The following is a 22,247-nucleotide window of genomic DNA, read 5'->3' on the forward strand; positions in this document are numbered from 1 at the left end:
GCCCCCAAGGCCATTTGGTAAGATTCCATTAGGAATTGAGGACTAGTTGGTTGGGCAAGACAAAGGACTTGCCCATGCGCCGCATCATGATGATACCCTTGTTGTTGCTGGCAGGCTGCGCCTCGGCGCCCACCCAGACCAGCAATGTTTGCGCCGTATTCGATCAAAAGGACGGCTTCTTCAACAATTGGTATTCCTACGCCAAGGGCGCGGAAGCGCAATATGGCGTGCCGGTTCCCATTCTCATGGCCACGATCAACACCGAATCCGGCTTTCAGGCCCGGGCAAGGCCGCCACGCACCAAATTGCTTGGCTTCATTCCATGGACGCGCCCCTCCACCGCCTACGGCTACTCACAGGCACTTGACGGCACCTGGGCGGAATTCCAGCGCAGCACCGGACGTTATGGCAGCGGCCGCACCAGTTTTGCCGATGCGGTGTATTTCGTCGGCTGGTATCACGCGCAAAGCAACAAGAAGAACGGCATCCCGCTCAACGACGCCTACAATCTCTACGCCGCCTATTACGCTGGTCCCAAGGAATATGCGCGCGGAACATGGCGCAACAGGCCAGGTGTCGACCGGGCAGCGCGGCGCACGGCCGCCATGGCAAGCCGGTATGCCGCACAGATGCAAAGCTGCGGACTGTAGAATACGTCTTGTTGGCCAAGAAAAACGGGCGCCCGAGGCGCCCGTTTTCATTTTGACCGGTACAGGTGGACGAAACGACCGCCTGCCCCTTGCTGTCTTACGGCTTCATGGCCGAATAAGCACCGTTGTGCCAGATATTGATGTCATATTTGGCATCCTTGATATCGCCCTTCTCATCGAAAACCACCGGGCCAATGACGGTATTGACCGGCTTTCCATCCTTGAGCGCCGCGGCGACCTTGACCGGATCATCACCGCCGGCACGCTCGATGCCTTGTGCGAAAGCTTCAACAACCGCGTAGGAGAACAGCGTGAAACCATCGGGTGTGAAGCCGCTGGCCTTGATCTTCTCAACAGCCGCTTTCGCCTCCGGCCGGGCCTGCGGGTTAGCCGGGAAGGTGAACATCACACCCTCGCCTGCCGGGCCTGCCACCGCCCAGAATTCCGGCGAGGCAATCGCATCGCCCATCATCAGCTGAAACTTGAAGTTCTGGTCGGCCGCCTGACGCAGGATGAGGCCCGCTTCGGGATGATAGCCGCCGAAATAGACGAAATCAGCCTTTGCTTCCTTCAGCTTGGTGATGAGCGCCGAATAATCCTTGTCGCCGGCGTTGATGCCGTCATACAGCACTTCCTTCAGCCCGCTCTCGTTCATCTTGGCTTTCACCGCGTCGGCCAGGCCCTTACCATAGGCGCCCTTGTCATGCAGGATCACGACGCGCTTGCCCTTGTATGTCTTGGCGATCCATGGACCGACAAATTCACCTTGGCCGTCATCGCGCGTATAGAGGCGCATGATCGTCGACCAGCCCTTTTTCGCTGCGGCATCGGTCAGGTCGGGGTTGGACGACGCCGGTGTCATCATCAGCACGCCAGCCTCGGCATAAACCGCCGACGCGGGGATGCTGGAACCCGAGCATGCATGCCCATCGACGAACTTGATCCCTTCGCCGACAATACGGTTGGCAATCGAAACGGCCTGCTTCGGATCGCAGACATCATCTTCGAACACCAGTTTGATCTGCCGTCCCTTGATGCCGCCCTTTTCGTTGATCGCGGCGGCCGCGGCCTGTGCGCCCTGCTTGAACTGGTCACCGATATTGGCAAGCTGGCCGGTCATCGGGCCTGCGACCGCGATCTTCAGATCATCAGCCAAGGCAACTGGAGCGCCCAAAGCAACGCTCAGTAACGCAGCCTGCATTATTCTCTTCAAAGACATGGTTTTTCCCCTCATTTTTCTTCAATGGTCCGCAAGGACGAGCGAACCGTACTATAAGTAAAAATGAAATGCCACGTCCCGCCAGTGCTCATTTAGTATGAAAAATCTGGCTTGGTTTATCGGAACAATACGGCGGCTTTCCCGGCGCAAGCCGGCTGCGGATTTCACGCGTTTTTCCGCAAATCCCCATGATCAGCAAGTACTTCTGCAGGAACCTGCTTTGCGTTCTCTTCTTCCCGCGGTCGGGAAGTCCGTCTACACGTGCCGCGCTTTCCAGATACGGACTTTGTCCGTCATGCCGTCGTGGTCGCCGAGCGGGCGCTCGGGCGGATTGTCCCACCAGTCGGAACGCAATGCCTTCCGCTCGGGATGGCGCGGATAAAAGATCAGATTCTCCGGTTTCGGTGTTTCGCCAACCACGAGAAGACGGACTTCCTCCTCGGTATTGTTGAGAAAACTATGGGCAATTCCGGTGCCCGCCGGAAAACCAACCGCATCGCCCGCCTTCAAACGGCAGAGTTCGCCATCCAGCCAGACATCGGGCGTGCCCTCGATGACGTAGACGAACTCCTCTTCCGCGCTCTCGGCATGCGGGAAAGATGTCCGCCGCCCCGGCAGGAGGCGCTGGTGATGAATGCCGATCCTGCCAAGCCCGAAATGCCGTCCGAAAGCCGCGTTGATGGCGAGCAATTCGTCATCACCCTTGTAGTGGTTTTCATCAGTCCCTTCGATCTCGGACCAATGCGCAACACAGGACGGCCGGTCTTTCATTGTCATGTCAAACTCCCGATGGAACAAACGGCGCGAACGGGCCGTGTGTTCACGAATCCAAGCGGAATGGTATGGGACCGGTGATCCGGTTTCAAGCCGTCCGGCGATGGGAGGACGCGCATGCACCTCGCCGGGAAACCACAGTCCGGAACCTTACGAATTGTTAAGAAAAAAACCGTTGCCGCCGTGCCGCGTTTCGCGCCAATGTGGAAACATTAGAATGATTATAAAGTGGAGTGCCTCCCATGGCGGTCAATGGATATTCACCGGTGCAGAAGACCCTGCACTGGTCGCTGTTCGTTCTGGTCCTGCTCATTTATGCGCTGACCTATGGCAACGATCTCTTTCCGAGAGGTGATCCCAACAGGGTCCTGGCGTGGTGGCTGCATATCTCATTCGGCTTGCTGCTCGCCGCACTCGTGTTCTGGCGGGTGGCTTTGCGTGTCGCGCGCGGCGCCCCGGCGCTTCCGCCTTCGATGACAGGCCTTGAGCGTCCGCTGGCAAAGGTCGGGCATCTTTTGCTCTATGCCTTGCTGATCGCCATTCCGGTCCTTGGCATATTGCTCACCTGGTTCAGAGGCGACGCCTTGAGCTTCTTCGGCCTCTTCACCATTCCCGCGCCATTTGTTCCCAACAGGGAAACCGCACGATCGATCAGGGAACTGCACAGCCTTTGCGCCAACGGAATACTCATCCTGGCCGGCATTCATGCCCTGGCCGCACTTTGGCACCACTTCATTCGCAAGGATGAGGTGATGCAGAGAATGCTGCCGTGATCCGCCAGGGCGGATCACCCGAACCTTGCTATTTCAAGGATCATAAAATACCTGTTCGATATCAGAACGACGGGGTTTGACATGTCACTTTGGCCATTGTTCCTGAATAATCAGGGCCGCATCATTCATAAATGGAAACACTATTTCCCCAGCTATGAACGGCACTTTTCCAGATACATCAATCGTCCCGTAATATTTCTTGAAATCGGTTGTGGCGAAGGCGGGTCACTGCAAATGTGGAAGCAGTATCTGGGCCCTCTTGCGACGATTGTCGGCATCGATGTCAGGGCCGAATGTGCAAACTTCGAGGAAGACCAGATCCACATCAGGATCGGTGATCAGTCGGACACCGGTTTTCTGGCTTCCGTTCTGGCGGAGTTTGGCGCACCCGATGTGGTGCTCGATGACGGAAGCCATGTCATGGAGCACCTGTCGGCAACGTTTCAATTCCTCTATCCGCGCATGGCGAGGGACGGCGTCTATTTCGTCGAGGATCTGCACACCGCCTATTGGGAAGAATATTCCGGCGGATACAAGCGGCCCGGATCGTTCATTGAGCATTGCAAGGACATGATCGACGAATTGAACGCCGAACATACACGCGGAGCGATTCCAGAAAGCGACTTTTCGAAAGGGACGCTTTCGATGCATTTTTATGATAGCTGCGCGGTCTTTGAGAAGGGTCGTACCGGAGAAAAATTTGCTCCACAGATCGGCACACCGATCTAGTTCAACCCGAATGAATGGCGTTTGCCGGCACCCCGATCCAGAAAGATAAAAAGCCCTCGCGTCTGGAGACACACGAGGGCCCTAGTTTATTCCAGCATGCGCTTTTCCAGCACTTTGCTTCATCGTCAGATCAATGCACCACATTCTCGACAGTGGACCGGGGCATGATCCCCTATTCTTCAGTTCTTGAGACGATCATGTCTGTCCACTCCAGGACCGACAAAAGCAAATCCAGCGTGACGCGCCAGTGACGAAAAGCTGCGGCAAATGCTGTGTCTCGATCCGCTAGGCCCGTGCAACAACGATATGCGCCTGGATTTTTCCGGAAACCGGGCCATCGCCGTACTGCTTCGCAATCGCTTCGGCGGCACGGTCGGTAACGGTCTGCAGCGCCTTCGGGTCGCGGGCTTCGATTTCGTTGCGCAATGGCGTGCCCTGGCAGTAGGCAATCGCCGCGCTGCGCGCGCTTGGCGCATCGCTTCGGTGTTGGAGCGTCATGATCTCGATGGCCGTGAAGCCGGCCGCGCGCAATTCTGCTTCGATCAACCCGACATCGTGATAGCCGTGCGGCGTTCGGGCAAGGAACCGGGGCGGATCGCTGGGGAAAACGGCGGATGCAGCATCCGTGACGATGCGGGCAAAATCGTTTTCCTCGATGCGATCCCACACGTTGAAGACAAAGCGGCCGCCAGGTTTGAGGACGCGAAGCGCCTCCCGATAGCCGGAGACCCTGTCGGGGAAGAACATCGCGCCAAACTGACAGACAACCGCATCGAAACTGTCCTGCTCGAAGGGCAGGCAAAGCGCGTCCGCCTGTCGCCAGGTGATGCGCCCGTCCGCTCCCTGCCGGATGGCAGCTCTGTCGAGCATCGGCTGGTTGAGATCGCTGACGATGTAACTGGCTCTCGCGCCGAGAAGTGGAGCCAGCGCACGCGTGACGACGCCGGTTCCCGCCGCCGTTTCCAGAACCTGGGCAGGCGCCGCACCTGCGACCCGCCGGGCCAGGTCAGTGGCATAGGCCTGAAAGATGAGAGGCACCAGACAGGTGTCGTACATCTCCGGGATGGATCCCGCGAACAGCTTGTCCATGGCAGGCATAGGTGATGATCCTGTCGCGCCTCAGGCTCCAATGGCCAACAATCAGAACTATACATCGGTTGAGCCGCTGATGCCATCAGCGGCCAGCGTCGTCCCCCCCGTCAAGGAACGAATTCCTGTTCTGGCCGTTGCTGAGCACCGTTGCAGCGGCCATTTCGGGAGGACATCGTCGTGGCGAAGAAAACCAGGGATCCGGAAAAGAATCCAGTAGTGGCAACATCGAAGCCGAAGCTTTTGAGCGCTCTGGGGCCCGGTCTTATTACGGGTGCGGCGGATGACGATCCCAGCGGCATCGCCACCTATTCCCAGGCCGGCGCGCAATTCGGATTTGCGATAACATGGACCATGCTGTTCAGCTATCCGCTGATGGCCGCCATTCAGGAAATCAGCGCCCGGATAGGACGCACGACGGGCCATGGCATCGCGACAAATCTGCGGACATATTATCCTCCCTGGATTTTGCCGGCGATCGTCGCCCTGCTCTTCATCGCCAATACGATCAACATCGGTGCCGATCTCGGGGCGATGGGCGACGCGGTCGGATTGCTCATCGGCGGCAGGGTCGCACTTTATGTGGTTCTGTTTGCGATTTTTAGCGCCTGCCTGCAGATATTCCTGCAGTACGCCCGCTATGTCTCCGTGTTGAAATGGCTGACATTCTCGCTGTTCGCCTATTTCGGGACGGTTATGGTCGTGAAAATCCCTTATGGCGAGTTGGCGCTCGGGCTTTTTATTCCCACCTTTTCGGCAGACACGACATTCTGGACGACGGTCGTGGCCATTCTGGGCACAACCATCAGCCCCTATCTCTTTTTCTGGCAGGCCTCACAGGAAGTCGAAGACGAAAAGGAGAGCGCGTCCCGCCAGCCTCTCGTTGATGCACCGGAACAGTCGAAGGCTGCCATCCATCGCATTCGTTGGGATACCTATGTCGGCATGGGCTTCTCGAGCCTGGTCGCCCTGGCCATCATGGTGACGACTGCAGCAACGCTGCATGTGGCGGGAAAAACCGACATTCAGACATCGGCTGAGGCAGCAGAGGCGCTCAAACCGATTGCCGGCCAGTTTGCCTTCACGATCTTTGCGCTGGGCATCATTGGAACCGGCCTGCTTGCCATTCCTGTGCTGGCGGGATCGGCGGCCTATGCCCTCGGTGAAGCCCGCAAATGGCCGATCGGCCTCGCGCGCAAGCCGAAGGAAGCAAAAGCGTTTTACGCGACCATTGCAGCGGCGACACTCATTGGCATTCTCGTTGATTTTTCGCCCATCGACCCCATCAAGGCATTGTTCTGGAGTGCCGTCATCAATGGCATCGTATCCGTCCCGGTCATGGTGATGATGATGTTGATGACGGCCAGAACCGACATCATGAAGAAGAACACGGTGAAGGGTCCGCTTTGCTGGATAGGCTGGCTCGCCACGGCCGTTATGGCTGCTGCCGTGATCGGCATGATCGTGACATCATTCCTGTAAGCACGCATCGACGACAGCTTTCCCGGCTAAACAGTCATTGTTGCGAAACTTTCAGATATCCCCGGACGGAAACAAGGCCACAAGGGTCTCTTCAGACGTCCTTTTCCACTTAAGCGCCAGACTGGAGCCGGCATGGCCCGCCAGTGCCTGAACGATGTAGGTCTTCACCTCATCGGATAAGTTTGCTTTTGCCAGAGTTGTGTCAAAATCCGTCCAAAGACGGGAAGAACGAATGACAAGCGGGAAATGCCCAAAGTGTGCACGTGAACTGACGTCCATCACTGTTCAACAGGTTGATCTGGTGGATGGCACGAAGCATTTGCGCGGCGGGATGTTTGTCTGCCCGCATTGCGATACGGTGATCAACGTTTCGCTTGATCCCAGTTTGGTCGCTGCCGCATTGCATCGCAGCGCGAAGCGTCGAACCACCATCCGATGATCTGCGCTTCTGCTCGGGCCATGCCGCGAATGGCCCGAATGGACTAGCCATGGACTGAAATTCGTTGCTAATTGCTCCGATGGCCTGGACAACAGATATCAAACAATGGGCGCGGCGGATAAAGCGCGATGTCGTGGCGCTTTGGATCGCGGCGCGCGATCCGCGAACACCAACGCTGGCAAAGGTCATTGCAGGGTTCGTGGCGGCCTATGCCCTATCGCCGATCGATCTCATACCCGACTTCATCCCCGTCGTGGGATATCTGGATGATCTTTTGATTGTCCCTGCCGGTATCCTGCTGGCGATAAAGCTCATACCGGCGCCGTTGATGCAGGAATTCCGCCACGCCGCCGACCAGCGATCCGATCGCCCCACGAGCAAGACGGGTCTCGCATTCATTCTGCTGGTTTGGGCTCTGGCTGCGCTGGCTCTTGCAGCGTTCGCTTACAGCCGTTGGTGGGGATAAGGCCTATGGCGCGGATCGGATGAAGAACGCTTTGACCCGCACTTCACATCCCGGCCCCGCACCTTGAAAAAGGTGCTGGATAAACAACCACTTGAAAATGAAGGAAAAACAGGTGGTGCCCCCGGAGAGACTCGAACTCCCGACCCTCTGATTACAAATCAGATGCTCTACCAACTGAGCTACAAGGGCAGCGGCGTCCGATTAGCATAAACCTCCCCGATGTAAAATGAAAAAACAGCACTTGGCGCATTTTTTCCGGTTTTTTTGCCTGCACCGCATTTTGCCAGATCAAGCGCGCCGTGCTAGGCGATACATCCTCGACATGCTCGGACACGCAGGCAGCCATGACCCGGAATATTGAAACCTTTGCTTTTCTTTCCTCCGGAACACCGGAATCCGACGAGGCCATGGCGTCTCTCGTCAACGTCTACGGGCAGACGGCCCCCAAGGATGCCGACGTCATCATTGCGCTCGGCGGCGATGGCTTCATGCTCCAGACGCTGCAGAACCACATGAACCAGGGCAAGATGACCTATGGCATGAATCGCGGCTCCGTCGGGTTTCTCATGAACGAGTACAGCGAGACCGGCCTGAAGGAACGTGTGGAGGCGGCGCAGGCCGAAACCATCCGCCCGCTCAAGATGGTGGCGGAATCGCTGGAGGAAGGCACCGTGACCTCCTTTGCGCTCAACGATGTCTATCTGCTGCGCCAGTCCTATCAGGCCGCGAAGATCAGGATCACCGTCGACGACCAGGTTCGCCTGGAGGAACTGATCTGCGATGGCGTGATGGTGGCAACACCAGCGGGTTCAACCGCCTACAATCTCTCGGCGCAAGGGCCGATCCTGCCGCTCGATGCCCGTTTGCTGGCCCTCACCCCGGTCTCACCCTTCCGCCCGCGTCGCTGGCGCGGTGCGCTCCTGTCGAACAAGGTCACGGTGCGGCTTGATATCCTCGAGCCGGAGAAGCGTCCGGTCAATGCGGTCGCCGATCACACGGAAGTGAAGTCGGTTCTTTCGGTCACCATCGAAGAAGCCTCGCAACTGCGTGCAACCATCCTGTTCGACAAGAACCATTCGTGGAATGAACGAATTCTCAAAGAACAGTTCCTTTATTAGGATTTTTCTTTGCCACTCAAGGTGCGGGAGGCGCACTTTGTGAACCAGAAGGGCCAGCCGCAATGAAGTGCCTGCGCATCTATGCCAGCCCGGATGGCGAGTCGCATTTTGACGAAGTCGAATTGCCGACAACCAAGAGGTCGGTGCATCCCGATGCCGTACCGTTCGATGTCACGGCCAGTTATCCGGCGTCCCGCGTCCGCCTCACCCATATCCCGGCAGGTATGCGCGAGGTTGCCTGGCACAGGGTCCCGGAACCGGTGCTTACCGTCCGGCTGGATGGATCGGTTGAATACGAGACGAGCGACGGAGAGGTGCGTCATGTTCCGGCGGGCAGCTTCGTGCTGGTGGAGGACACACACGGCAAGGGCCATCTGTCGCGCCATTCCCCAGAGGCGCAAACCGTCATCTGGATATCACTGCCGAACGGCCTCGATTTGCCAAAGGATGTTTTCACGACAATGAACAGTTCCTTTATTGACAACATTAGATTAAAGTGATGCACAATTGTAACAGACTCTTAAATCTCACGGGATGCGAGAGTTGACTTTTGCTGGCATGAGCCCTAACGCCATTCCTGCAAGACAATGTGCAATACAAAGCACCCATTCCATTGGCAAAAATGACGGACATGTGCGGCATCGACTGCAGATAGAAAGTTAAACCTCCATTGACCACGTTCGCTGATCTGGGCCTTTCGCCGAAAGTGCTCGACGCTGTCGAAGCAGCAGGATACACAATCCCCACTCCGATCCAGGCAGGCGCCATCCCGCATGCGCTGCAGCGCAAGGATGTGCTCGGCATTGCCCAGACAGGGACCGGCAAGACAGCCTCCTTCGTGCTGCCGATGCTGACGCTGCTGGAACAGGGCCGCGCCCGCGCCCGCATGCCGCGCACGCTCATTCTGGAGCCGACACGCGAACTCGCGGCGCAGGTCGAGGAAAACTTCGTCAAATACGGCAAGAACCATCGCCTCAACGTTGCGCTGCTGATCGGCGGCGTCTCCTTTGACGACCAGCTGCGCAAGCTGGAACGCGGTGCCGACGTTCTGATCGCCACGCCCGGCCGCCTGCTCGATCATTTCGAGCGCGGCAAGCTGCTCCTGACCGGCGTCGACATTCTCGTCATCGACGAAGCCGACCGCATGCTCGACATGGGCTTCATCCCCGATATCGAGCGCATCTGCAAACTCATTCCGTTCACGCGCCAGACGCTGTTCTTCTCGGCCACCATGCCGCCTGAGATCACCAAGCTGACTGAACAGTTCCTGCATGCGCCGGTACGTGTTGAAGTCGCCAAGGCGGCGACGACGGCCAAGACCGTCGAACAGCAGCTGGTCAAATCAGGCAAGAAGGATTGGGAAAAGCGCGCCAAGCTGCGCGATCTCATCCGCGCCGAAGAGGATGGCCTGAAGAACGCGATCATCTTCTGCAACCGCAAAAAGGATGTTTCGGAGCTGTTCCGCTCGCTGGTCAAGCATGAATTCGATGCCGGTGCCCTGCACGGCGATATGGATCAGCGCGCCCGCACGACGATGCTGGCCAATTTCAAGGACGGCAAGCTCAAGATCCTCGTTGCCTCCGATGTGGCTGCCCGCGGTCTCGATATTCCCGATGTCAGCCACGTCTTCAATTTCGACGTGCCAATCCATTCGGAAGATTACGTCCACCGCATTGGCCGCACGGGCCGCGCCGGACGCTCGGGCAAGGCTTTCACGCTGGTCACGCCATCCGATGTCAAACATCTCGCCTCCATTGAAAAGCTGATCGGCGAAGACATCAACTGGTATGACGGCGATCTTACCACCCTGCCCGTTTCGGAAGAAACCGACGAAGCGCCGCGCCGCGGCCGTAGTGCCCGCGGCAAGAGCGAAAGCAAGCGCAAGCCGCGCAATGAGGGCCGCGAGCGCGAACGCCCGCAGTCGGAAATCGACATCATTGCCGCCGCCGAGCGCGCCAAGGAAACCGGCGAACAGCCGGTTGTCGCCGAAGCGCCCGTCAAGAAGACGGCCGAGAAGCCGCAAAAGGCTGCGATCAAGGCTGACAATGAACAGCGCCGCGCCCGCCCTGCCGCTCAGCAGGAACAACCGCGCCGCGAACGTGAGCGCGAATACCGCCGCGACCGGGGCGACAATGAACCGTCGCCGGTCGGCTTTGGCGATGACATTCCTGCCTTCATGCTGATCGACACGAAAATCTGAGGTTTTGGTGTGGATTCGCCGGGCGTCGGATGCGGAATCGTTTTCATAAGAGACGGCCACATCCTCTTGCTGCAGCGCAAGAAAAGCCCGGAGACCGGTGCCTGGGGCATTCCCGGCGGCAAGATCGATTTCCTGGAAACCGCCGAACAGGCGATCCGGCGCGAGGCGCTTGAGGAAACCGGGCTGGAAGCCGGTGAAATCAAGTTGCTGGGCCTCAGCGAGCAGCTTTTTCATGATGAAAAGCAGCATTGGTTCGGCGTTCTGTTTCAAGCGGAAAGCTTTTCCGGCGAAATGCAGCTGCTTGAACCGGACAAACACGGCGGTATCGACTGGTTTCCACTCGATAGGCTGCCGGACAGACTGACACTCCCCACCGTTCATGCCCTGGACCTGATCCGTCAGATGGCCTGACAGGCCCGTGGAAGCCCGACAGCGCGGTTCTCGACGTCTATGCTTGCCTTGCCACGCGCAGCGAGGCCTCATAGGCCCTGCGCGCCCATTCGGTCATAACATCGGGATCATCGAACGCATCGGCGGGAATGGACCAGTACGGCATATCGACGGGCTTTGACTTGCCTTCGTAACTCCAGCGCCGGCAGCCTGCCGCTTCGAAGTCGGGCGCGGAAATCGCATCGGCCTTGAGCAGGATTTCGTCGGCCACCTCAAGCGCAATGATCAGGCCGTTGTGATAGATGCCCTTGCCGCCAAACATGCGTTTGATGGTGACAGGCCCCAGCCCGGAAAACAGATCGTGAATCGCGTCATTGTCCATGCCCGATTATTGCAGGCGCACAGGAAGACGTCACGCCCAAAAAGCGTTCCGTCCGTCCCGGATAGCGATTTCTGAAAAATCAGGAAGCGGCAGGTGCCAGGGCTTCCGGCTTGGCCGGTGTCAGTTCAACCGACTCACCGCAGCCGCAGGCGGACGTCTGGTTGGGATTGTTGAAGACAAAGCCCGTGCGCAGGGTCGTGACCTCGAAGTCCATCTGCGTTCCCAGGAGATACAGCACCGCTTCCGGCGCAACGAAGACCTTGGAGCCTTCCTTTTCAACGATATCGTCGCCAGGCTTGGCCTCGGTGACGAGGTCGATGGTATATTCCATACCGGCGCAGCCGCCCTTCTTGATGCCGACGCGAATGCCGAGCGCATTCTCGCGCGTCGCCACGATCTCGCTTACGCGGGCAGCGGCAGCGTCAGTCAACGTCATGACAGAAAAACGACCCATTTCTCATCTCTCTTGGTTCGGATCGTGTAATGATCCGTCTGTACCATAGTTAGTGTTACACAACCGTCACCGCAAGTGTTCAAACTCGTCCCGTCCCAAAAACCCGCACGCAGAAGGCAGAAATCATGAATTACCGCCATCTCATTCTCACCAGCCTTGCCGGTATGGCGCTGAACCTGACGCCTGCACTTGCTCAGGAGACCAAGAAGCCCGAGCCGAAGCAGGAAACCGGAACGAAGCCGGCAGCAGCGCCCGCCGAGGCCGCCCCGGAAGCACCTGCCCCCAAGGAATCGGCTCAAGCGCCCAATCAGTCCGTACCGGACTATCTCGACGACCGCAGCACGCCGGAGCAACTGGTCAAATCCTATTACAATGCCATCAACCGCCAGGAATATGCGCGCGCCTACAGCTACTATGCCGAGGAAGGCCATAGCCAGCCGTTTCCGCAGTTCCAGGCCGGGTACGAGAACACCGTCTCGGTGGAACTGCGCCTTGGCAAATCCGAAAGCGAAGGCGCGGCTGGTTCCACCTATTGGAGCCTGCCTCTGGCAATCGAATCGACGCAGAAGGACGGGAAACACACCGTCTACAACGGTTGCTACCGCCTCCGGCTGGCGAATGCCGCCATCCAGGGCGTTCCCTTTGTTCCCTTGTCCATTCTCGACGGCACGTTGCAGAAATTCGAAAAGCCGCTGGATCAAAGCGTTCCGGAAGGCTGCGAAGCGCCCTGAGGGCGCTTCAAAACCAGCTGGCGATGCCGACGATGGCGGCCAGCACGCCCGCCCAGGCGGCGGCCCTGGAACCCCGCGCGTTCTGCCGCGCCTGTTCCAGCGCGGACTCGGCAACGACGCCCATGGCCGACCGGGCGTCGAGCAGCCCGGCAATATCCGCTCGCGTCAAAACGACAGTCGATGCCTGCCAATGCCACGCTGCTTTGAGCGCAAAGAAGATCACACCTGCCATACCGAGGCGCACGATCCAGAAAGCACTCATCGCGGACCTCCTGAGGGGCTGTTCCGTTAATCGGCGGCCCACACGCTGCGGCATGGGACACCCCACAGTGACGAGCCGCGACGTATCTGACAATTAGACATTAGGAGAGGATATCAGCCGAAAGCGCAATGCAGCCGGAACGGATCAGTACCAGCCGACGGCGACCTGCGCCTCTTCCGACATGCGGTCGGGCGTCCAGGGCGGATCGAAGGTCATCGTGACGTCGACAAAGCCGACGCCCTCGACCGAGCTGACCGCATCCTGTACCCAGCCAGGCATTTCACCGGCAACCGGGCAGCCGGGTGCGGTCAGGGTCATTTCGATCTTCACGGAGCGGTCGTCTTCGATGTCGATCTTGTAGACGAGGCCAAGCTCATAGATATCCGCCGGAATTTCCGGATCATAGACCGTCTTCAGCGCGCCGATGATATCATCGGTCATGCGGGCGAGTTCATCGGCTGGAATGGCGGAAGCGGAAACCGCGCCGCTCACCGCGGAAGCCTCCGGCTTCAGCGTTTCGTCTTTTTCCAGCGTTTCGACTTTGTCGGTCATCGTCATCACCCAAAGAATTTCCGCGCCTTTTCCAGCGCATCGGCGAGAACATCGATCTCGTCTCTCGTATTATACATCGCAAACGATGCACGGCATGTGGACGTTACACCGAACCGTTTCAAGAGCGGCTGGGCACAATGTGTGCCCGCGCGCACGGCAACACCCGCCCGGTCGATCACCATGGACACATCGTGCGCATGGATGCCTTCGAGCTCGAAGGAAATGATCGCGCCCTTGCCCTTGGCATCGCCAAAAATGCGCAGGGAATTGATCTCACGCAGCCGTTCATGCGCGTAATCGCGCAAATCTTCCTCATGCGCGAGAATGGCGGCGCGGCCGATCTTCTCGACGTATTCGATGGCAGCGCCGAGGCCGATGGCCTGGGCAATCGGCGGCGTGCCCGCCTCGAAACGGTGCGGCGGGTGATTGTAGGTAACGATATCCTCCGTCACCTCTTCGATCATCTCGCCGCCGCCCTGGAACGGGCGCATCGCTTCCAGCTTTTCCTTGCGGCCATAGAGAACACCGATACCGGATGGACCATAGATCTTGTGGCCGGTGAAAATGTACCAGTCACAGCCGAGATCCTGCACGTCAACCGGCAGATGCACGGCGCCCTGGCTGCCGTCGACAAGCACCGGAATGCCGCGCGCATGGGCAATGCGGACGATGTCCTTGATCGGCGTCACGGTGCCGAGCACATTCGACATATGGGTGATGGCCACCAGCTTGGTGCGTTCCGTCAGCCGTGCCTCGAATTCCTCGATATGGAACGCGCCCTGCTCGTCGACCGGGACCCAGACCAGCTTGGCGCCCTGCCGTTCCCGGATGAAATGCCATGGAACGATGTTGGAATGGTGCTCCATGATCGACAGGACGATCTCGTCGCCCTCGCCGATATGCGGCATGCCATAGCCATAGGCAACCGTATTGATCGCCTCGGTCGCCGATTTGGTGAAGACGATCTCGTCGACCGAACCGGCGTTCAGAAAGCGGCGAACGTTTTCGCGCGCCTTTTCATAGGCATCGGTGGCCGCGTTCGACAGGAAATGCAGGCCGCGATGCACATTGGCATATTCGTTCGAATAGGTATGGGTGATCGCGTCGATCACCGCCTGCGGTTTCTGCGCGGAGGCACCGTTGTCGAGATAAACCAGCGGTTTGCCGTAGACTTCGCGCGACAGGATGGGAAAATCGCGGCGGATCGCCTCGACATCATAACCGCTTCGAATGATCTTCGTATCCATGTTGCCCGCGCTTTCCTGCGTTTCAGTCGGGTGTTTCACCTGAAATAATGCCCGCCGGACCAGCCGGCAGGCAAACGATCAGACATGCGCCGCCAGCCACTTGTCGAGAATGGCTTCCAGAGCCTCGACCAGTGGTTCGCTTTCCAGTTCTTCGACGATCTCAGCCACGAATGCCTTGATCAGCAGGCCGCGTGCCTCGCTTTCCGGGATACCGCGCGCCTGTAGATAGAACAGGTGGTTTCCGTCGATCTCGGTCACCGTCGCCCCATGGCCGCACGCCACGTCGTCGGCAAAGATTTCCAGTTCCGGCTTGGCATCGAATTCGCCGTCATCCGACAACAGCAGGGTGTTGCAGGCCATGCGCGCATCGGTCTTCTGGGCGATCTTGTTGACCTTGATCTGCCCCTGGAAAACGCCGCGCGCGCGGTCCGTCACCACATTGCGGATGATCTGCACCGACGTGGTGTTCTCGACGAGGTGGCCGAGCGTCATCGTCACGTCCGTGTGGCTGTCACCGCCAAGCAGGTTGACGCCGCGCAACTGGAAGTCGGAGCCTTCACCCTTCGACAGCACATGCACTTCCTGCCGCACCAGCTTGCCGCCGGCATTGACGATATAGAGCGTCAGCTTCGCATTGCTGCCGATGGTCGCGGTGAACTGGGCAAGCTGCGTTGCGTCGACACCCTGCTCGCGCAGGATGATCCAGACGATCTCCGCATCGTCGGCAACGGTGACGTTGCTGACACTGGTCGAGAAGCCCTCGCCCGCGCCGCCTGTCTGGCGTTCGATCACGGTTGCCTTGCTGCCCTTGCCGAATTTGACGGCAAACCGCACGTGGCCCTGTCCGCGCGCCTGCGCATTCTGCAGTTCGAGCGGCGCCTGAAGCTCCGTGCCATCGGCAATGGAGACGGCCCAGCCGTCGGTCACGTAGGCTGCGTTGATCTGGCCGATCGCATCGTCACCGCCACGAATGGCGAGATCGCGGATCACCGATCCGTCAGCCAGCCTGTCGCTGTACTTGGCAAATTCGACACCGGCGACCCGCGGTGATGTCAGCGCCACACCGTTGGAAACCGTTGCAACCGCCGATCCCGGGATGACCGCCGGCAAGGCGTTGGTGCCCGCCGTGCCATCATAGGCAGCGACACTGCGCAAAAGGGTGCGCAGATCGGTATAGTGCCAGGCTTCGACGCGGCGTGACGGCAGGCCCTGCGTCTTCAACGCCTCGATGGCGTTGTCACGCGCGCTGACGATTTCCGCATCGCCGGGCAGTTCGCCCATCCGGTCGATGAAGGAGTCGACCAGCGCCGCTTCTGCGGTTGTCGGCTGGCGTCCTGTATGAACATTCATGACGTCGCTCCTCAGGCTGCCTCGCCGATGATATCGGCGTAGCCGTTCTCTTCGAGATGGAGGGCAAGGTTCTTGTCGCCTGACTTGATGACCTGTCCTTTGTAGAGAACGTGCACACTGTCCGGAACGATATAGTCGAGCAGGCGCTGATAGTGGGTGATGACGATCACGGCACGGTCAGGTGAGCGCAAGGCATTCACACCGTCGGAAACGATCTTCAGCGCATCGATGTCGAGGCCCGAATCTGTTTCATCCAGCACGCAAAGCTTCGGCTCCAGCAGTTTCATCTGCAGGATTTCCGCACGCTTCTTCTCACCGCCGGAGAAACCGACATTGAGCGGACGCTTCAGCATGGCGATATCCATGTCGAGCGAGGCGGCAGCCGTCTTCACGCGGGCGATGAATTCCGGGATTTTCAGCGGTTCTTCGCCGCGCGCCTTGCGCTGCGAATTCATCGCCACTTTCAAAAACTCCATCGTGGCAACGCCGGGTATTTCCATCGGATACTGGAATGCCAGGAAGATGCCCTTGGCAGCACGTTCCGACGGGTCGATCTCGAGAATGGACTCGCCGTTGTAAAGGATGTCACCCGCGGTGACTTCGTAGTCTTCGCGGCCCGCAAGAATATAGGACAGTGTCGACTTGCCCGAACCGTTCGGTCCCATGATGGCCGCCACTTCGCCCGCCTTGACCGTAAGGTTCAGGCCGCGAATGATCTCGGTGTCCGTATCTGCGATCTTCGCATGAAGGTTTCTGATTTCCAGCATTCTATTACCCTTTGAATTCCTCGGGATCAGCCTCGGCGATCCCAACAATAATCTTGTTTGGCGAGTGACGGGCCGATGATGGCCGTCCCATGGCTATCCGACTGAGCCTTCGAGGCTGATGCCGATCAGTTTCTGCGCTTCGACGGCAAATTCCATCGGCAGTTCCTGAATGACTTCCTTGACGAAGCCGTTGACGATCAGCGCAATCGCCTCCTCTTCCGGAATGCCGCGCTGCATCACGTAGAACAGCGCATCTTCGGAAATCTTGGAGGTGGTGGCTTCGTGCTCGAACTGCGCCGTGGCGTTCTTCGCCTCGATGTAAGGCACCGTATGCGCACCGCAATCATTGCCGATCAGCAGCGAGTCGCACTGGGTGAAGTTGCGCGCGTTCTCCGCCTTGCGGTGCGCCGAAACCTGGCCGCGATAGGTGTTGTTCGACTTGCCCGCCGAAATACCCTTGGAGATGATGCGGCTCGACGTGTTCTTGCCGAGGTGCAGCATCTTGGTGCCGCTGTCGATCTGCTGATGACCGTTCGAAACGGCGATGGAATAGAATTCGCCGCGTGAATTGTCGCCGCGCAGGATCACCGACGGATATTTCCAGGTGATCGCCGAACCGGTTTCGACCTGCGTCCAGGAGATCTTGGAATTGACGCCGCGGCAATCGCCACGCTTGGTGACGAAATTGTAGATGCCGCCCTTGCCTTCCGCATCGCCGGGGAACCAGTTCTGCACGGTCGAGTACTTGATCTCGGCATCGTCCAGGGCAATCAGCTCCACGACAGCCGCGTGCAGCTGGTTTTCATCGCGCTGCGGCGCGGTGCAGCCTTCGAGGTACGACACATAGGCGCCCTCTTCGGCAATGATCAGCGTGCGTTCGAACTGACCGGTATCCCGCTCGTTGATGCGGAAATAGGTCGACAGTTCCATCGGGCAGCGGACACCCTTCGGCACGTAGACGAAGGAGCCGTCCGTGAAGACAGCCGAATTCAGCGTTGCATAGAAGTTGTCGGAAACCGGCACCACGGACGCCAGGTACTTCTTGACCAGTTCCGGATGTTCGCGGATCGCTTCGGAGATCGAGCAGAAAATGACGCCGGCCTTGGCCAGTTCCGCCTTGAAGGTCGTAACCACGGACACACTGTCGAACACGGCATCCACCGCCACGCGGCCGGACTTGTAGACATTGTCGCTGGCTTCTTCGTTCTCGTCCGAAGGGCTCGGTTCGCCCATCTTGCGCACACCCGCAAGGATTTCCTGCTCTTTCAGCGGAATTCCCAGCTTCTCATAGGTGCGCAGCAGCTCGGGATCGACCTCGGCAAGCGATGTCGGTCCGGTCTGATTCTTCGGCCCGGCATAATAGACCATGTCCTGGAAATCGATTTTCGGGTAGTTCACCCGCGCCCATGTGGGCTCTTCCATCGTCAGCCAGCGTTCATAGGCTTTCAGACGCCATTCCAGCATCCATTCCGGCTCGTTCTTCTTGGCCGAAATAAAGCGGATAATGTCTTCGCTGAGGCCCTTTGGCGCCTTATCCATTTCGATAAGGGTCTCAAAGCCATACTTGTACTGGTCCACGTCCAGGGTGCGGACCTGATCAATAGTTTCCTGCACGGCAGGCATTGGCGTTCTCCATCCTCGCGGGATTCAAGGTCCCGCAGTTGCAAACGTCAAGGCGTGTGTCGTCTTGAATATTTGCCTCAATGTAGTGTGCAATCGCACGATTTAACACCGGTATTCACCGGATTCTTTTGCATTTATCGACTATTTATTGTCGATATCTGCGATATTTCACGCCGCATCGGCAGAAACCGGCTTCGTCCGGTCCCGCCGCGCGACAATTTTTGTCAGCGCCTCAAGGAAAAGCGCAATTTCGTCCTGCGTGGTTTCCGGCGCTGTGGAGACCCGCAGGCCCCCGGTTCCATCGCCAAATCCCATGGCCGCAAGCACATGGCTTGGCCCGACTTTTCCCGAAGAACAGGCAGAGCCTGCCGATAGCGCAATTCCCGCCAGATCGAAAGCGATTTGCACGGTTTCCGCCTTCATATCCGTCAGGCTGAAGAAGGTCGTATTGGCGAGCCGCCCGGCCGCATCGCCATAAATCACCGCATCGGGTGCAACCGCCCGGATGCCGTCCTCGATCCGCTGCCGGTTGGCAAGCCCCCAGCCGCCAGCCAGCAGCTGTTCGCGGGCAACCCGCGCCGCAGCGCCGAAACCCGCTATAACAGGCAAGGCTTCCGTCCCGGCGCGATGGCCCTTTTCCTGTCCGCCGCCGCGCACCAGCGCCTTCGGCATGACCAGATCGGACACCGCAATGATGGCGCCGACGCCCTTCGGACCGCCGATCTTGTGCGACGAGAGAATGAGGTAATCAGCGTAAGCTGTTGCAATATCGAGAGGAATCCGCCCGGCCGCCTGCACCGCATCGACGACAAGAAAGCCGCCGAACGCTTTGACAAGCCTGCCGATCTCATCGATGGGCTGCAAGACGCCGGTCTCGTTGTTGGCGGCCTGCACGGCGACCAGCGGCAGACCTTCGCCCTTGTCATGGGCCGCCAGCAGCGCACGCAGCCGCTCAAGGTCGAGCAGCCCGTTGCGATCCACCGGAACCGTATCGATCTGGTCGGCGGCAAACTGCCCGCCCGCCAGCACGCAGGGGTGCTCGCTGGCGCTGACATAAAGCCGCGACAGGCGCACAGGCGCCCGTCCCATCATATAATGTGGCGTCAGCAGGGTTGAAGCAGCCTCGGTGGCACCCGATGTAAAGAACACATGATCAGGTTTGGCATTCACAAGAGCGGCCACGTCGCGGCGGGCGCGTTCGAGAATGGCTTTTGAAGCACGGCCTTCCTGATGAACAGACGATGGATTGCCCGTTTGCGCCAAAGCATCGACAACAGCATCGCGCGCTGCCGCAAGAAGCGGCGCACTGGCGTTGTAGTCGAGATAGGCGCGTTTTTGGGCCATACCTGTCGTGATTCCTGTTCTTTTGAACTCAGCGCCGGCAAAAAGCGCAATTTTCTTGAAATTCAACCTCGGACCGGCCTATGAAGCCGCTTCGAGACAAAATCCTACACCAGTTTTGAACGGTTCTAAACTGGTTTTATGGGTGCTGTTGATCGCCGTCAAGTCCGGCTGATCGACAGACGCCCTGTGGCGAAGAGTGGAGTACACATGCCTGAAGTAATTTTCAATGGACCTGCGGGGCGTCTTGAGGGCCGTTATCAGCCTTCGATGGAAAAAAATGCACCGATAGCGATTGTCCTGCACCCGCATCCGCAGTTTGGCGGCACCATGAACAACAAGATCGTCTACGATCTGTTCTACATGTTCCAGCAGCGCGGCTTCACGACATTGCGGTTCAACTTCCGTGGCATTGGCCGCAGCCAGGGCGAATTCGACCATGGCTCGGGTGAATTGTCCGACGCGGCCGGCGCGCTTGACTGGGTGCAGTCGCTGCATCCGGATTCCAAGACCTGCTGGGTCGCCGGTTATTCCTTCGGCGCGTGGATCGGCATGCAGCTCCTGATGCGCCGTCCGGAAATCGAAGGGTTCATCTCGGTCGCGCCACAGCCGAACACCTATGATTTCTCGTTCCTCGCACCCTGCCCCTCATCCGGCCTGATCATTCATGGCGATCAGGACAAGGTGGCTCCGGCCAAGGATGTGCAGGGACTGGTCGACAAGCTGAAGACCCAGAAGGGCATCACCATCACGCAGAAGACGATGGTCGGCGCCAATCACTTCTTCACGGGGATGACCGATGAAGTCATCGGCGAATGCTCCGAATATCTCGACCGCCGCCTGAACGGCGAGCTGGTCGAAGCCAAGCCGAAACGTCTGCGTTAAAAAACGCGCTGCACTGGAATTGTGCGTGGTTCGACAAGCTCACCATGAGGAGAGGCATGGTCTGCAATGATAGTCTCAGAGGTTGCAGAAATGGCTTTCTGCCACCCTCCATATCCCTCATGGTGAGGTTGTCGAACCACGCACAATGTTCCTGCTAGCCTCCTGCGGGTTAGGCTTCCCCACCACCCCGCCCGAAACAGCCGCATCACAACCCGTCGTGGTCGGAAATGTCAGCGGCAGGCCATCGAGGGCCCGCACGGCGAGATAGGCCCAGGCCTCCGCCTCCATCGAATCGCCGTTCAGGCCCAATTCCTCGGCAGCAATCACAGCAGCACCCGATTTGGCCGCGCCCTCGACAAGATCAGCCATGACGGTCGCATTCTTGCGCCCGCCGCCGCAGATCACCCAGAGCGCCGGTTGTTCCGGCGCATAGGCGCCGGCCTGGAGAATGGCATCGGCCGTCACCCTGGCGAGCGTGCGGGCGCCATCGGCCAGTTCCGGATTGCCAAGGTCCTCAAGCGTGAAATCATTGCGGTCGAGCGATTTCGGCGGCTTCAGCGCGAAAAACGGCTTTGCCATGTAGCGCGCCACGGCGCCGGCCAGCACCTGGCCCTCGCTGGCAATCATACCGCCCGCATCATAGGCGATTCCCGCCTTGTCGGCGACCCACTGGTCGATCAGCGTGTTGCCCGGCCCGGTATCGAAGGCAATCGGATCTCCTGTCGCCGAAACGATCGTGACATTGGAAATACCGCCGATATTGACGAAGACGACCGGCTTGCCCCTGCCGAGCCCGACCGGAACCCTTGCCGCGAGTGCCTGATGATAGACCGGAACCAGCGGTGCCCCTTGCCCGCCATGCACCATGTCATTGGCGCGCATGTCATGGACAACGGGAATGCCTGTCATATCAGCCAGCAACCGCCCGTCACCCAGCTGGACGGTCAGCTGTTCCTGCGGGCGATGCAGAACGGTCTGACCATGAAAACCAATGATATCAATGGTATCGGCGTTTAACTTATAATCCGAGAGGAAGCCGAGCACCGCCTCGCCGTGCCGCCGCGTCAGTTCCCGTTCGATGGCGGCAAGAGCGCCGGGGCGCTGATCGCGCTTGCGGATGGATTTGGCATCCTCGAGCCCTGCCTCGATCTGCCGCCGGAATGCCGGGTCATAGCCGACAAAGCCCGAAGGTCCGCGCTGCACCGCGTTTCTGCCGTCGGTTTCGATGAGCGCGATGTCGATTCCATCCATGGATGTTCCGCTCATCAGGCCAATTGCCCGCCTTGTCGCTGTCACGTCACACCCTTTCTTGTGATTCGGCCCC

The 22,247-nt window shown here is 58.9% G+C and carries 25 protein-coding genes and 1 tRNA gene; 11 read left to right on the forward strand and 15 right to left on the reverse strand.

What is annotated here, in order from left to right; translation table 11 throughout:
• Positions 1 to 74: 74 nt before the first annotated feature.
• Positions 75 to 650 (forward strand): transglycosylase SLT domain-containing protein, encoded by a 576-nt coding sequence (locus AC1Q5O_RS06560; RefSeq protein ID WP_403174967.1) that lies wholly within the window; start codon positions 75 to 77, stop codon positions 648 to 650.
• Between the two features lie 97 nt (positions 651 to 747).
• Here AC1Q5O_RS06560 and AC1Q5O_RS06565 read toward each other — a convergent pair whose 3' ends face one another.
• A complete protein-coding gene (locus AC1Q5O_RS06565; protein ID WP_464660545.1) occupies positions 748 to 1,851 on the reverse strand; it encodes an ABC transporter substrate-binding protein in 1,104 nt (367 codons plus the stop codon).
• 273 nt (positions 1,852 to 2,124) lie between these two features.
• Complete coding sequence (locus tag AC1Q5O_RS06570) at positions 2,125 to 2,646, reverse strand: cupin domain-containing protein (protein WP_492562165.1); 522 nt, start codon at positions 2,644 to 2,646, stop codon at positions 2,125 to 2,127.
• 239 nt (positions 2,647 to 2,885) lie between these two features.
• Between AC1Q5O_RS06570 and AC1Q5O_RS06575 the strand changes: the two genes are divergently transcribed.
• Positions 2,886 to 3,416 carry a cytochrome b gene (locus AC1Q5O_RS06575; protein WP_492562166.1) on the forward strand — a complete coding sequence of 177 codons (531 nt, stop codon included), beginning with the start codon at positions 2,886 to 2,888 and terminating at the stop codon, positions 3,414 to 3,416.
• A gap of 234 nt (positions 3,417 to 3,650) precedes the next feature.
• Entirely contained in the window at positions 3,651 to 4,145 is a 495-nt protein-coding gene (locus AC1Q5O_RS06580; RefSeq protein WP_463012396.1) for a class I SAM-dependent methyltransferase, read from the forward strand.
• A 285-nt stretch (positions 4,146 to 4,430) separates the two neighbouring features.
• Here AC1Q5O_RS06580 and AC1Q5O_RS06585 read toward each other — a convergent pair whose 3' ends face one another.
• Positions 4,431 to 5,243 carry a class I SAM-dependent methyltransferase gene (locus AC1Q5O_RS06585; protein WP_492562167.1) on the reverse strand — a complete coding sequence of 271 codons (813 nt, stop codon included), beginning with the start codon at positions 5,241 to 5,243 and terminating at the stop codon, positions 4,431 to 4,433.
• A gap of 165 nt (positions 5,244 to 5,408) precedes the next feature.
• Between AC1Q5O_RS06585 and AC1Q5O_RS06590 the strand changes: the two genes are divergently transcribed.
• Entirely contained in the window at positions 5,409 to 6,716 is a 1,308-nt protein-coding gene (locus AC1Q5O_RS06590; protein ID WP_492563098.1) for an Nramp family divalent metal transporter, read from the forward strand.
• Between the two features lie 51 nt (positions 6,717 to 6,767).
• Here the strand turns inward: AC1Q5O_RS06590 and AC1Q5O_RS06595 are convergent, their stop codons facing one another.
• On the reverse strand, positions 6,768 to 6,995 hold the full coding sequence (locus AC1Q5O_RS06595) for a hypothetical protein (protein WP_492562168.1): 228 nt from the start codon (positions 6,993 to 6,995) through the stop codon (positions 6,768 to 6,770).
• Between the two features lie 239 nt (positions 6,996 to 7,234).
• On the opposite strand from AC1Q5O_RS06595, the gene AC1Q5O_RS06600 reads away from it, so the two are divergent.
• Complete coding sequence (locus AC1Q5O_RS06600) at positions 7,235 to 7,621, forward strand: YkvA family protein (RefSeq protein WP_492562169.1); 387 nt, start codon at positions 7,235 to 7,237, stop codon at positions 7,619 to 7,621.
• Between the two features lie 113 nt (positions 7,622 to 7,734).
• Here the strand turns inward: AC1Q5O_RS06600 and AC1Q5O_RS06605 are convergent.
• Positions 7,735 to 7,810, reverse strand: a tRNA-Thr gene (locus tag AC1Q5O_RS06605).
• Between the two features lie 155 nt (positions 7,811 to 7,965).
• Here AC1Q5O_RS06605 and AC1Q5O_RS06610 point away from each other — a divergent pair.
• The 4 genes from AC1Q5O_RS06610 (at position 7,966) to AC1Q5O_RS06625 (ending at position 11,350) form a co-directional block, all read left to right on the forward strand.
• Positions 7,966 to 8,739 carry an NAD kinase gene (locus tag AC1Q5O_RS06610; RefSeq protein ID WP_223613234.1) on the forward strand — a complete coding sequence of 258 codons (774 nt, stop codon included), beginning with the start codon at positions 7,966 to 7,968 and terminating at the stop codon, positions 8,737 to 8,739.
• Between the two features lie 62 nt (positions 8,740 to 8,801).
• Positions 8,802 to 9,239, forward strand: coding sequence for a cupin domain-containing protein (locus AC1Q5O_RS06615; RefSeq protein WP_492562170.1), 438 nt, complete (start codon positions 8,802 to 8,804; stop codon positions 9,237 to 9,239).
• 170 nt (positions 9,240 to 9,409) lie between these two features.
• Positions 9,410 to 10,939, forward strand: coding sequence for a DEAD/DEAH box helicase (locus AC1Q5O_RS06620; protein ID WP_288191616.1), 1,530 nt, complete (start codon positions 9,410 to 9,412; stop codon positions 10,937 to 10,939).
• 9 nt (positions 10,940 to 10,948) lie between these two features.
• Positions 10,949 to 11,350: an NUDIX domain-containing protein gene (locus AC1Q5O_RS06625; protein ID WP_492562171.1), complete on the forward strand. Its 402-nt coding sequence runs from the start codon at positions 10,949 to 10,951 to the stop codon at positions 11,348 to 11,350.
• Positions 11,351 to 11,387: 37 nt separating this feature from the next.
• On the opposite strand, the gene AC1Q5O_RS06630 is transcribed toward AC1Q5O_RS06625, so the two are convergent.
• Both AC1Q5O_RS06630 and sufA read right to left on the reverse strand, forming a co-directional pair.
• Positions 11,388 to 11,711: a TfoX/Sxy family protein gene (locus tag AC1Q5O_RS06630; RefSeq protein ID WP_492562172.1), complete on the reverse strand. Its 324-nt coding sequence runs from the start codon at positions 11,709 to 11,711 to the stop codon at positions 11,388 to 11,390.
• A gap of 79 nt (positions 11,712 to 11,790) precedes the next feature.
• Positions 11,791 to 12,165, reverse strand: a complete 375-nt coding sequence (gene sufA / locus AC1Q5O_RS06635) for a Fe-S cluster assembly scaffold SufA (protein ID WP_492562173.1) — start codon at positions 12,163 to 12,165, stop codon at positions 11,791 to 11,793.
• A gap of 125 nt (positions 12,166 to 12,290) precedes the next feature.
• Here sufA and AC1Q5O_RS06640 point away from each other — a divergent pair, with 125 nt between their 5' ends.
• Positions 12,291 to 12,896 (forward strand): hypothetical protein, encoded by a 606-nt coding sequence (locus AC1Q5O_RS06640; RefSeq protein WP_492562174.1) that lies wholly within the window; start codon positions 12,291 to 12,293, stop codon positions 12,894 to 12,896.
• Between the two features lie 7 nt (positions 12,897 to 12,903).
• Here AC1Q5O_RS06640 and AC1Q5O_RS06645 read toward each other — a convergent pair whose 3' ends face one another.
• The 7 genes from AC1Q5O_RS06645 to AC1Q5O_RS06675 form a co-directional block, all read right to left on the reverse strand.
• Positions 12,904 to 13,158 (reverse strand): hypothetical protein, encoded by a 255-nt coding sequence (locus tag AC1Q5O_RS06645; protein WP_223613228.1) that lies wholly within the window; start codon positions 13,156 to 13,158, stop codon positions 12,904 to 12,906.
• A gap of 144 nt (positions 13,159 to 13,302) precedes the next feature.
• A complete protein-coding gene (locus AC1Q5O_RS06650; protein ID WP_492562175.1) occupies positions 13,303 to 13,716 on the reverse strand; it encodes an SUF system Fe-S cluster assembly protein in 414 nt (137 codons plus the stop codon).
• Positions 13,716 to 14,957 (reverse strand): cysteine desulfurase, encoded by a 1,242-nt coding sequence (locus tag AC1Q5O_RS06655; protein WP_223613226.1) that lies wholly within the window; start codon positions 14,955 to 14,957, stop codon positions 13,716 to 13,718. The genes AC1Q5O_RS06650 and AC1Q5O_RS06655 overlap by 1 nt, the downstream gene beginning before the upstream one ends.
• Before the next feature lie 78 nt (positions 14,958 to 15,035).
• Positions 15,036 to 16,307 (reverse strand): Fe-S cluster assembly protein SufD, encoded by a 1,272-nt coding sequence (sufD, locus tag AC1Q5O_RS06660; RefSeq protein ID WP_492562176.1) that lies wholly within the window; start codon positions 16,305 to 16,307, stop codon positions 15,036 to 15,038.
• An 11-nt stretch (positions 16,308 to 16,318) separates the two neighbouring features.
• Positions 16,319 to 17,074 (reverse strand): Fe-S cluster assembly ATPase SufC, encoded by a 756-nt coding sequence (gene sufC, locus AC1Q5O_RS06665; protein WP_492562177.1) that lies wholly within the window; start codon positions 17,072 to 17,074, stop codon positions 16,319 to 16,321.
• Positions 17,075 to 17,167: 93 nt separating this feature from the next.
• Positions 17,168 to 18,697: a Fe-S cluster assembly protein SufB gene (sufB, locus tag AC1Q5O_RS06670; RefSeq protein ID WP_464660570.1), complete on the reverse strand. Its 1,530-nt coding sequence runs from the start codon at positions 18,695 to 18,697 to the stop codon at positions 17,168 to 17,170.
• 168 nt (positions 18,698 to 18,865) lie between these two features.
• On the reverse strand, positions 18,866 to 20,041 hold the full coding sequence (locus AC1Q5O_RS06675) for a cysteine desulfurase family protein (protein ID WP_492562178.1): 1,176 nt from the start codon (positions 20,039 to 20,041) through the stop codon (positions 18,866 to 18,868).
• A gap of 138 nt (positions 20,042 to 20,179) precedes the next feature.
• Here AC1Q5O_RS06675 and AC1Q5O_RS06680 point away from each other — a divergent pair, with 138 nt between their 5' ends.
• Complete coding sequence (locus AC1Q5O_RS06680) at positions 20,180 to 20,923, forward strand: alpha/beta hydrolase (protein WP_342588452.1); 744 nt, start codon at positions 20,180 to 20,182, stop codon at positions 20,921 to 20,923.
• 117 nt (positions 20,924 to 21,040) lie between these two features.
• Here AC1Q5O_RS06680 and AC1Q5O_RS06685 read toward each other — a convergent pair whose 3' ends face one another.
• The gene (locus AC1Q5O_RS06685) at positions 21,041 to 22,219 is read right to left on the reverse strand and encodes an anhydro-N-acetylmuramic acid kinase (RefSeq protein ID WP_492562179.1); all 1,179 of its coding nucleotides are present in this window, start codon (positions 22,217 to 22,219) and stop codon (positions 21,041 to 21,043) included.
• Positions 22,220 to 22,247 lie beyond the last annotated feature (28 nt).

This window comes from Phyllobacterium sp. MT110 (assembly GCF_058792715.1).

What these genes read in the sequence shown, in the direction of transcription:
- AC1Q5O_RS06645 (WP_223613228.1), bottom strand. Translation starts at nt 13,158, where the DNA reads ATGAGTGCTTTCTGGATCGTGCGCCTCGGTATGGCAGGTGTGATCTTC.
- sufB (WP_464660570.1), bottom strand. Translation starts at nt 18,697, where the DNA reads ATGCCTGCCGTGCAGGAAACTATTGATCAGGTCCGCACCCTGGACGTG.
- AC1Q5O_RS06615 (WP_492562170.1), top strand. Translation starts at nt 8,802, where the DNA reads ATGAAGTGCCTGCGCATCTATGCCAGCCCGGATGGCGAGTCGCATTTT.
- AC1Q5O_RS06600 (WP_492562169.1), top strand. Translation starts at nt 7,235, where the DNA reads ATGGCCTGGACAACAGATATCAAACAATGGGCGCGGCGGATAAAGCGC.
- AC1Q5O_RS06565 (WP_464660545.1), bottom strand. Translation starts at nt 1,851, where the DNA reads ATGCAGGCTGCGTTACTGAGCGTTGCTTTGGGCGCTCCAGTTGCCTTG.
- AC1Q5O_RS06655 (WP_223613226.1), bottom strand. Translation starts at nt 14,957, where the DNA reads ATGGATACGAAGATCATTCGAAGCGGTTATGATGTCGAGGCGATCCGC.
- AC1Q5O_RS06560 (WP_403174967.1), top strand. Translation starts at nt 75, where the DNA reads ATGCGCCGCATCATGATGATACCCTTGTTGTTGCTGGCAGGCTGCGCC.
- AC1Q5O_RS06595 (WP_492562168.1), bottom strand. Translation starts at nt 6,995, where the DNA reads ATGGACGTCAGTTCACGTGCACACTTTGGGCATTTCCCGCTTGTCATT.
- AC1Q5O_RS06585 (WP_492562167.1), bottom strand. Translation starts at nt 5,243, where the DNA reads ATGCCTGCCATGGACAAGCTGTTCGCGGGATCCATCCCGGAGATGTAC.
- AC1Q5O_RS06640 (WP_492562174.1), top strand. Translation starts at nt 12,291, where the DNA reads ATGAATTACCGCCATCTCATTCTCACCAGCCTTGCCGGTATGGCGCTG.
- AC1Q5O_RS06630 (WP_492562172.1), bottom strand. Translation starts at nt 11,711, where the DNA reads ATGGACAATGACGCGATTCACGATCTGTTTTCCGGGCTGGGGCCTGTC.
- sufD (WP_492562176.1), bottom strand. Translation starts at nt 16,307, where the DNA reads ATGAATGTTCATACAGGACGCCAGCCGACAACCGCAGAAGCGGCGCTG.
- sufA (WP_492562173.1), bottom strand. Translation starts at nt 12,165, where the DNA reads ATGGGTCGTTTTTCTGTCATGACGTTGACTGACGCTGCCGCTGCCCGC.
- AC1Q5O_RS06680 (WP_342588452.1), top strand. Translation starts at nt 20,180, where the DNA reads ATGGGTGCTGTTGATCGCCGTCAAGTCCGGCTGATCGACAGACGCCCT.
- AC1Q5O_RS06650 (WP_492562175.1), bottom strand. Translation starts at nt 13,716, where the DNA reads ATGACGATGACCGACAAAGTCGAAACGCTGGAAAAAGACGAAACGCTG.
- sufC (WP_492562177.1), bottom strand. Translation starts at nt 17,074, where the DNA reads ATGCTGGAAATCAGAAACCTTCATGCGAAGATCGCAGATACGGACACC.
- AC1Q5O_RS06675 (WP_492562178.1), bottom strand. Translation starts at nt 20,041, where the DNA reads ATGGCCCAAAAACGCGCCTATCTCGACTACAACGCCAGTGCGCCGCTT.
- AC1Q5O_RS06575 (WP_492562166.1), top strand. Translation starts at nt 2,886, where the DNA reads ATGGCGGTCAATGGATATTCACCGGTGCAGAAGACCCTGCACTGGTCG.
- AC1Q5O_RS06610 (WP_223613234.1), top strand. Translation starts at nt 7,966, where the DNA reads ATGACCCGGAATATTGAAACCTTTGCTTTTCTTTCCTCCGGAACACCG.
- AC1Q5O_RS06570 (WP_492562165.1), bottom strand. Translation starts at nt 2,646, where the DNA reads ATGACAATGAAAGACCGGCCGTCCTGTGTTGCGCATTGGTCCGAGATC.
- AC1Q5O_RS06580 (WP_463012396.1), top strand. Translation starts at nt 3,651, where the DNA reads ATGTGGAAGCAGTATCTGGGCCCTCTTGCGACGATTGTCGGCATCGAT.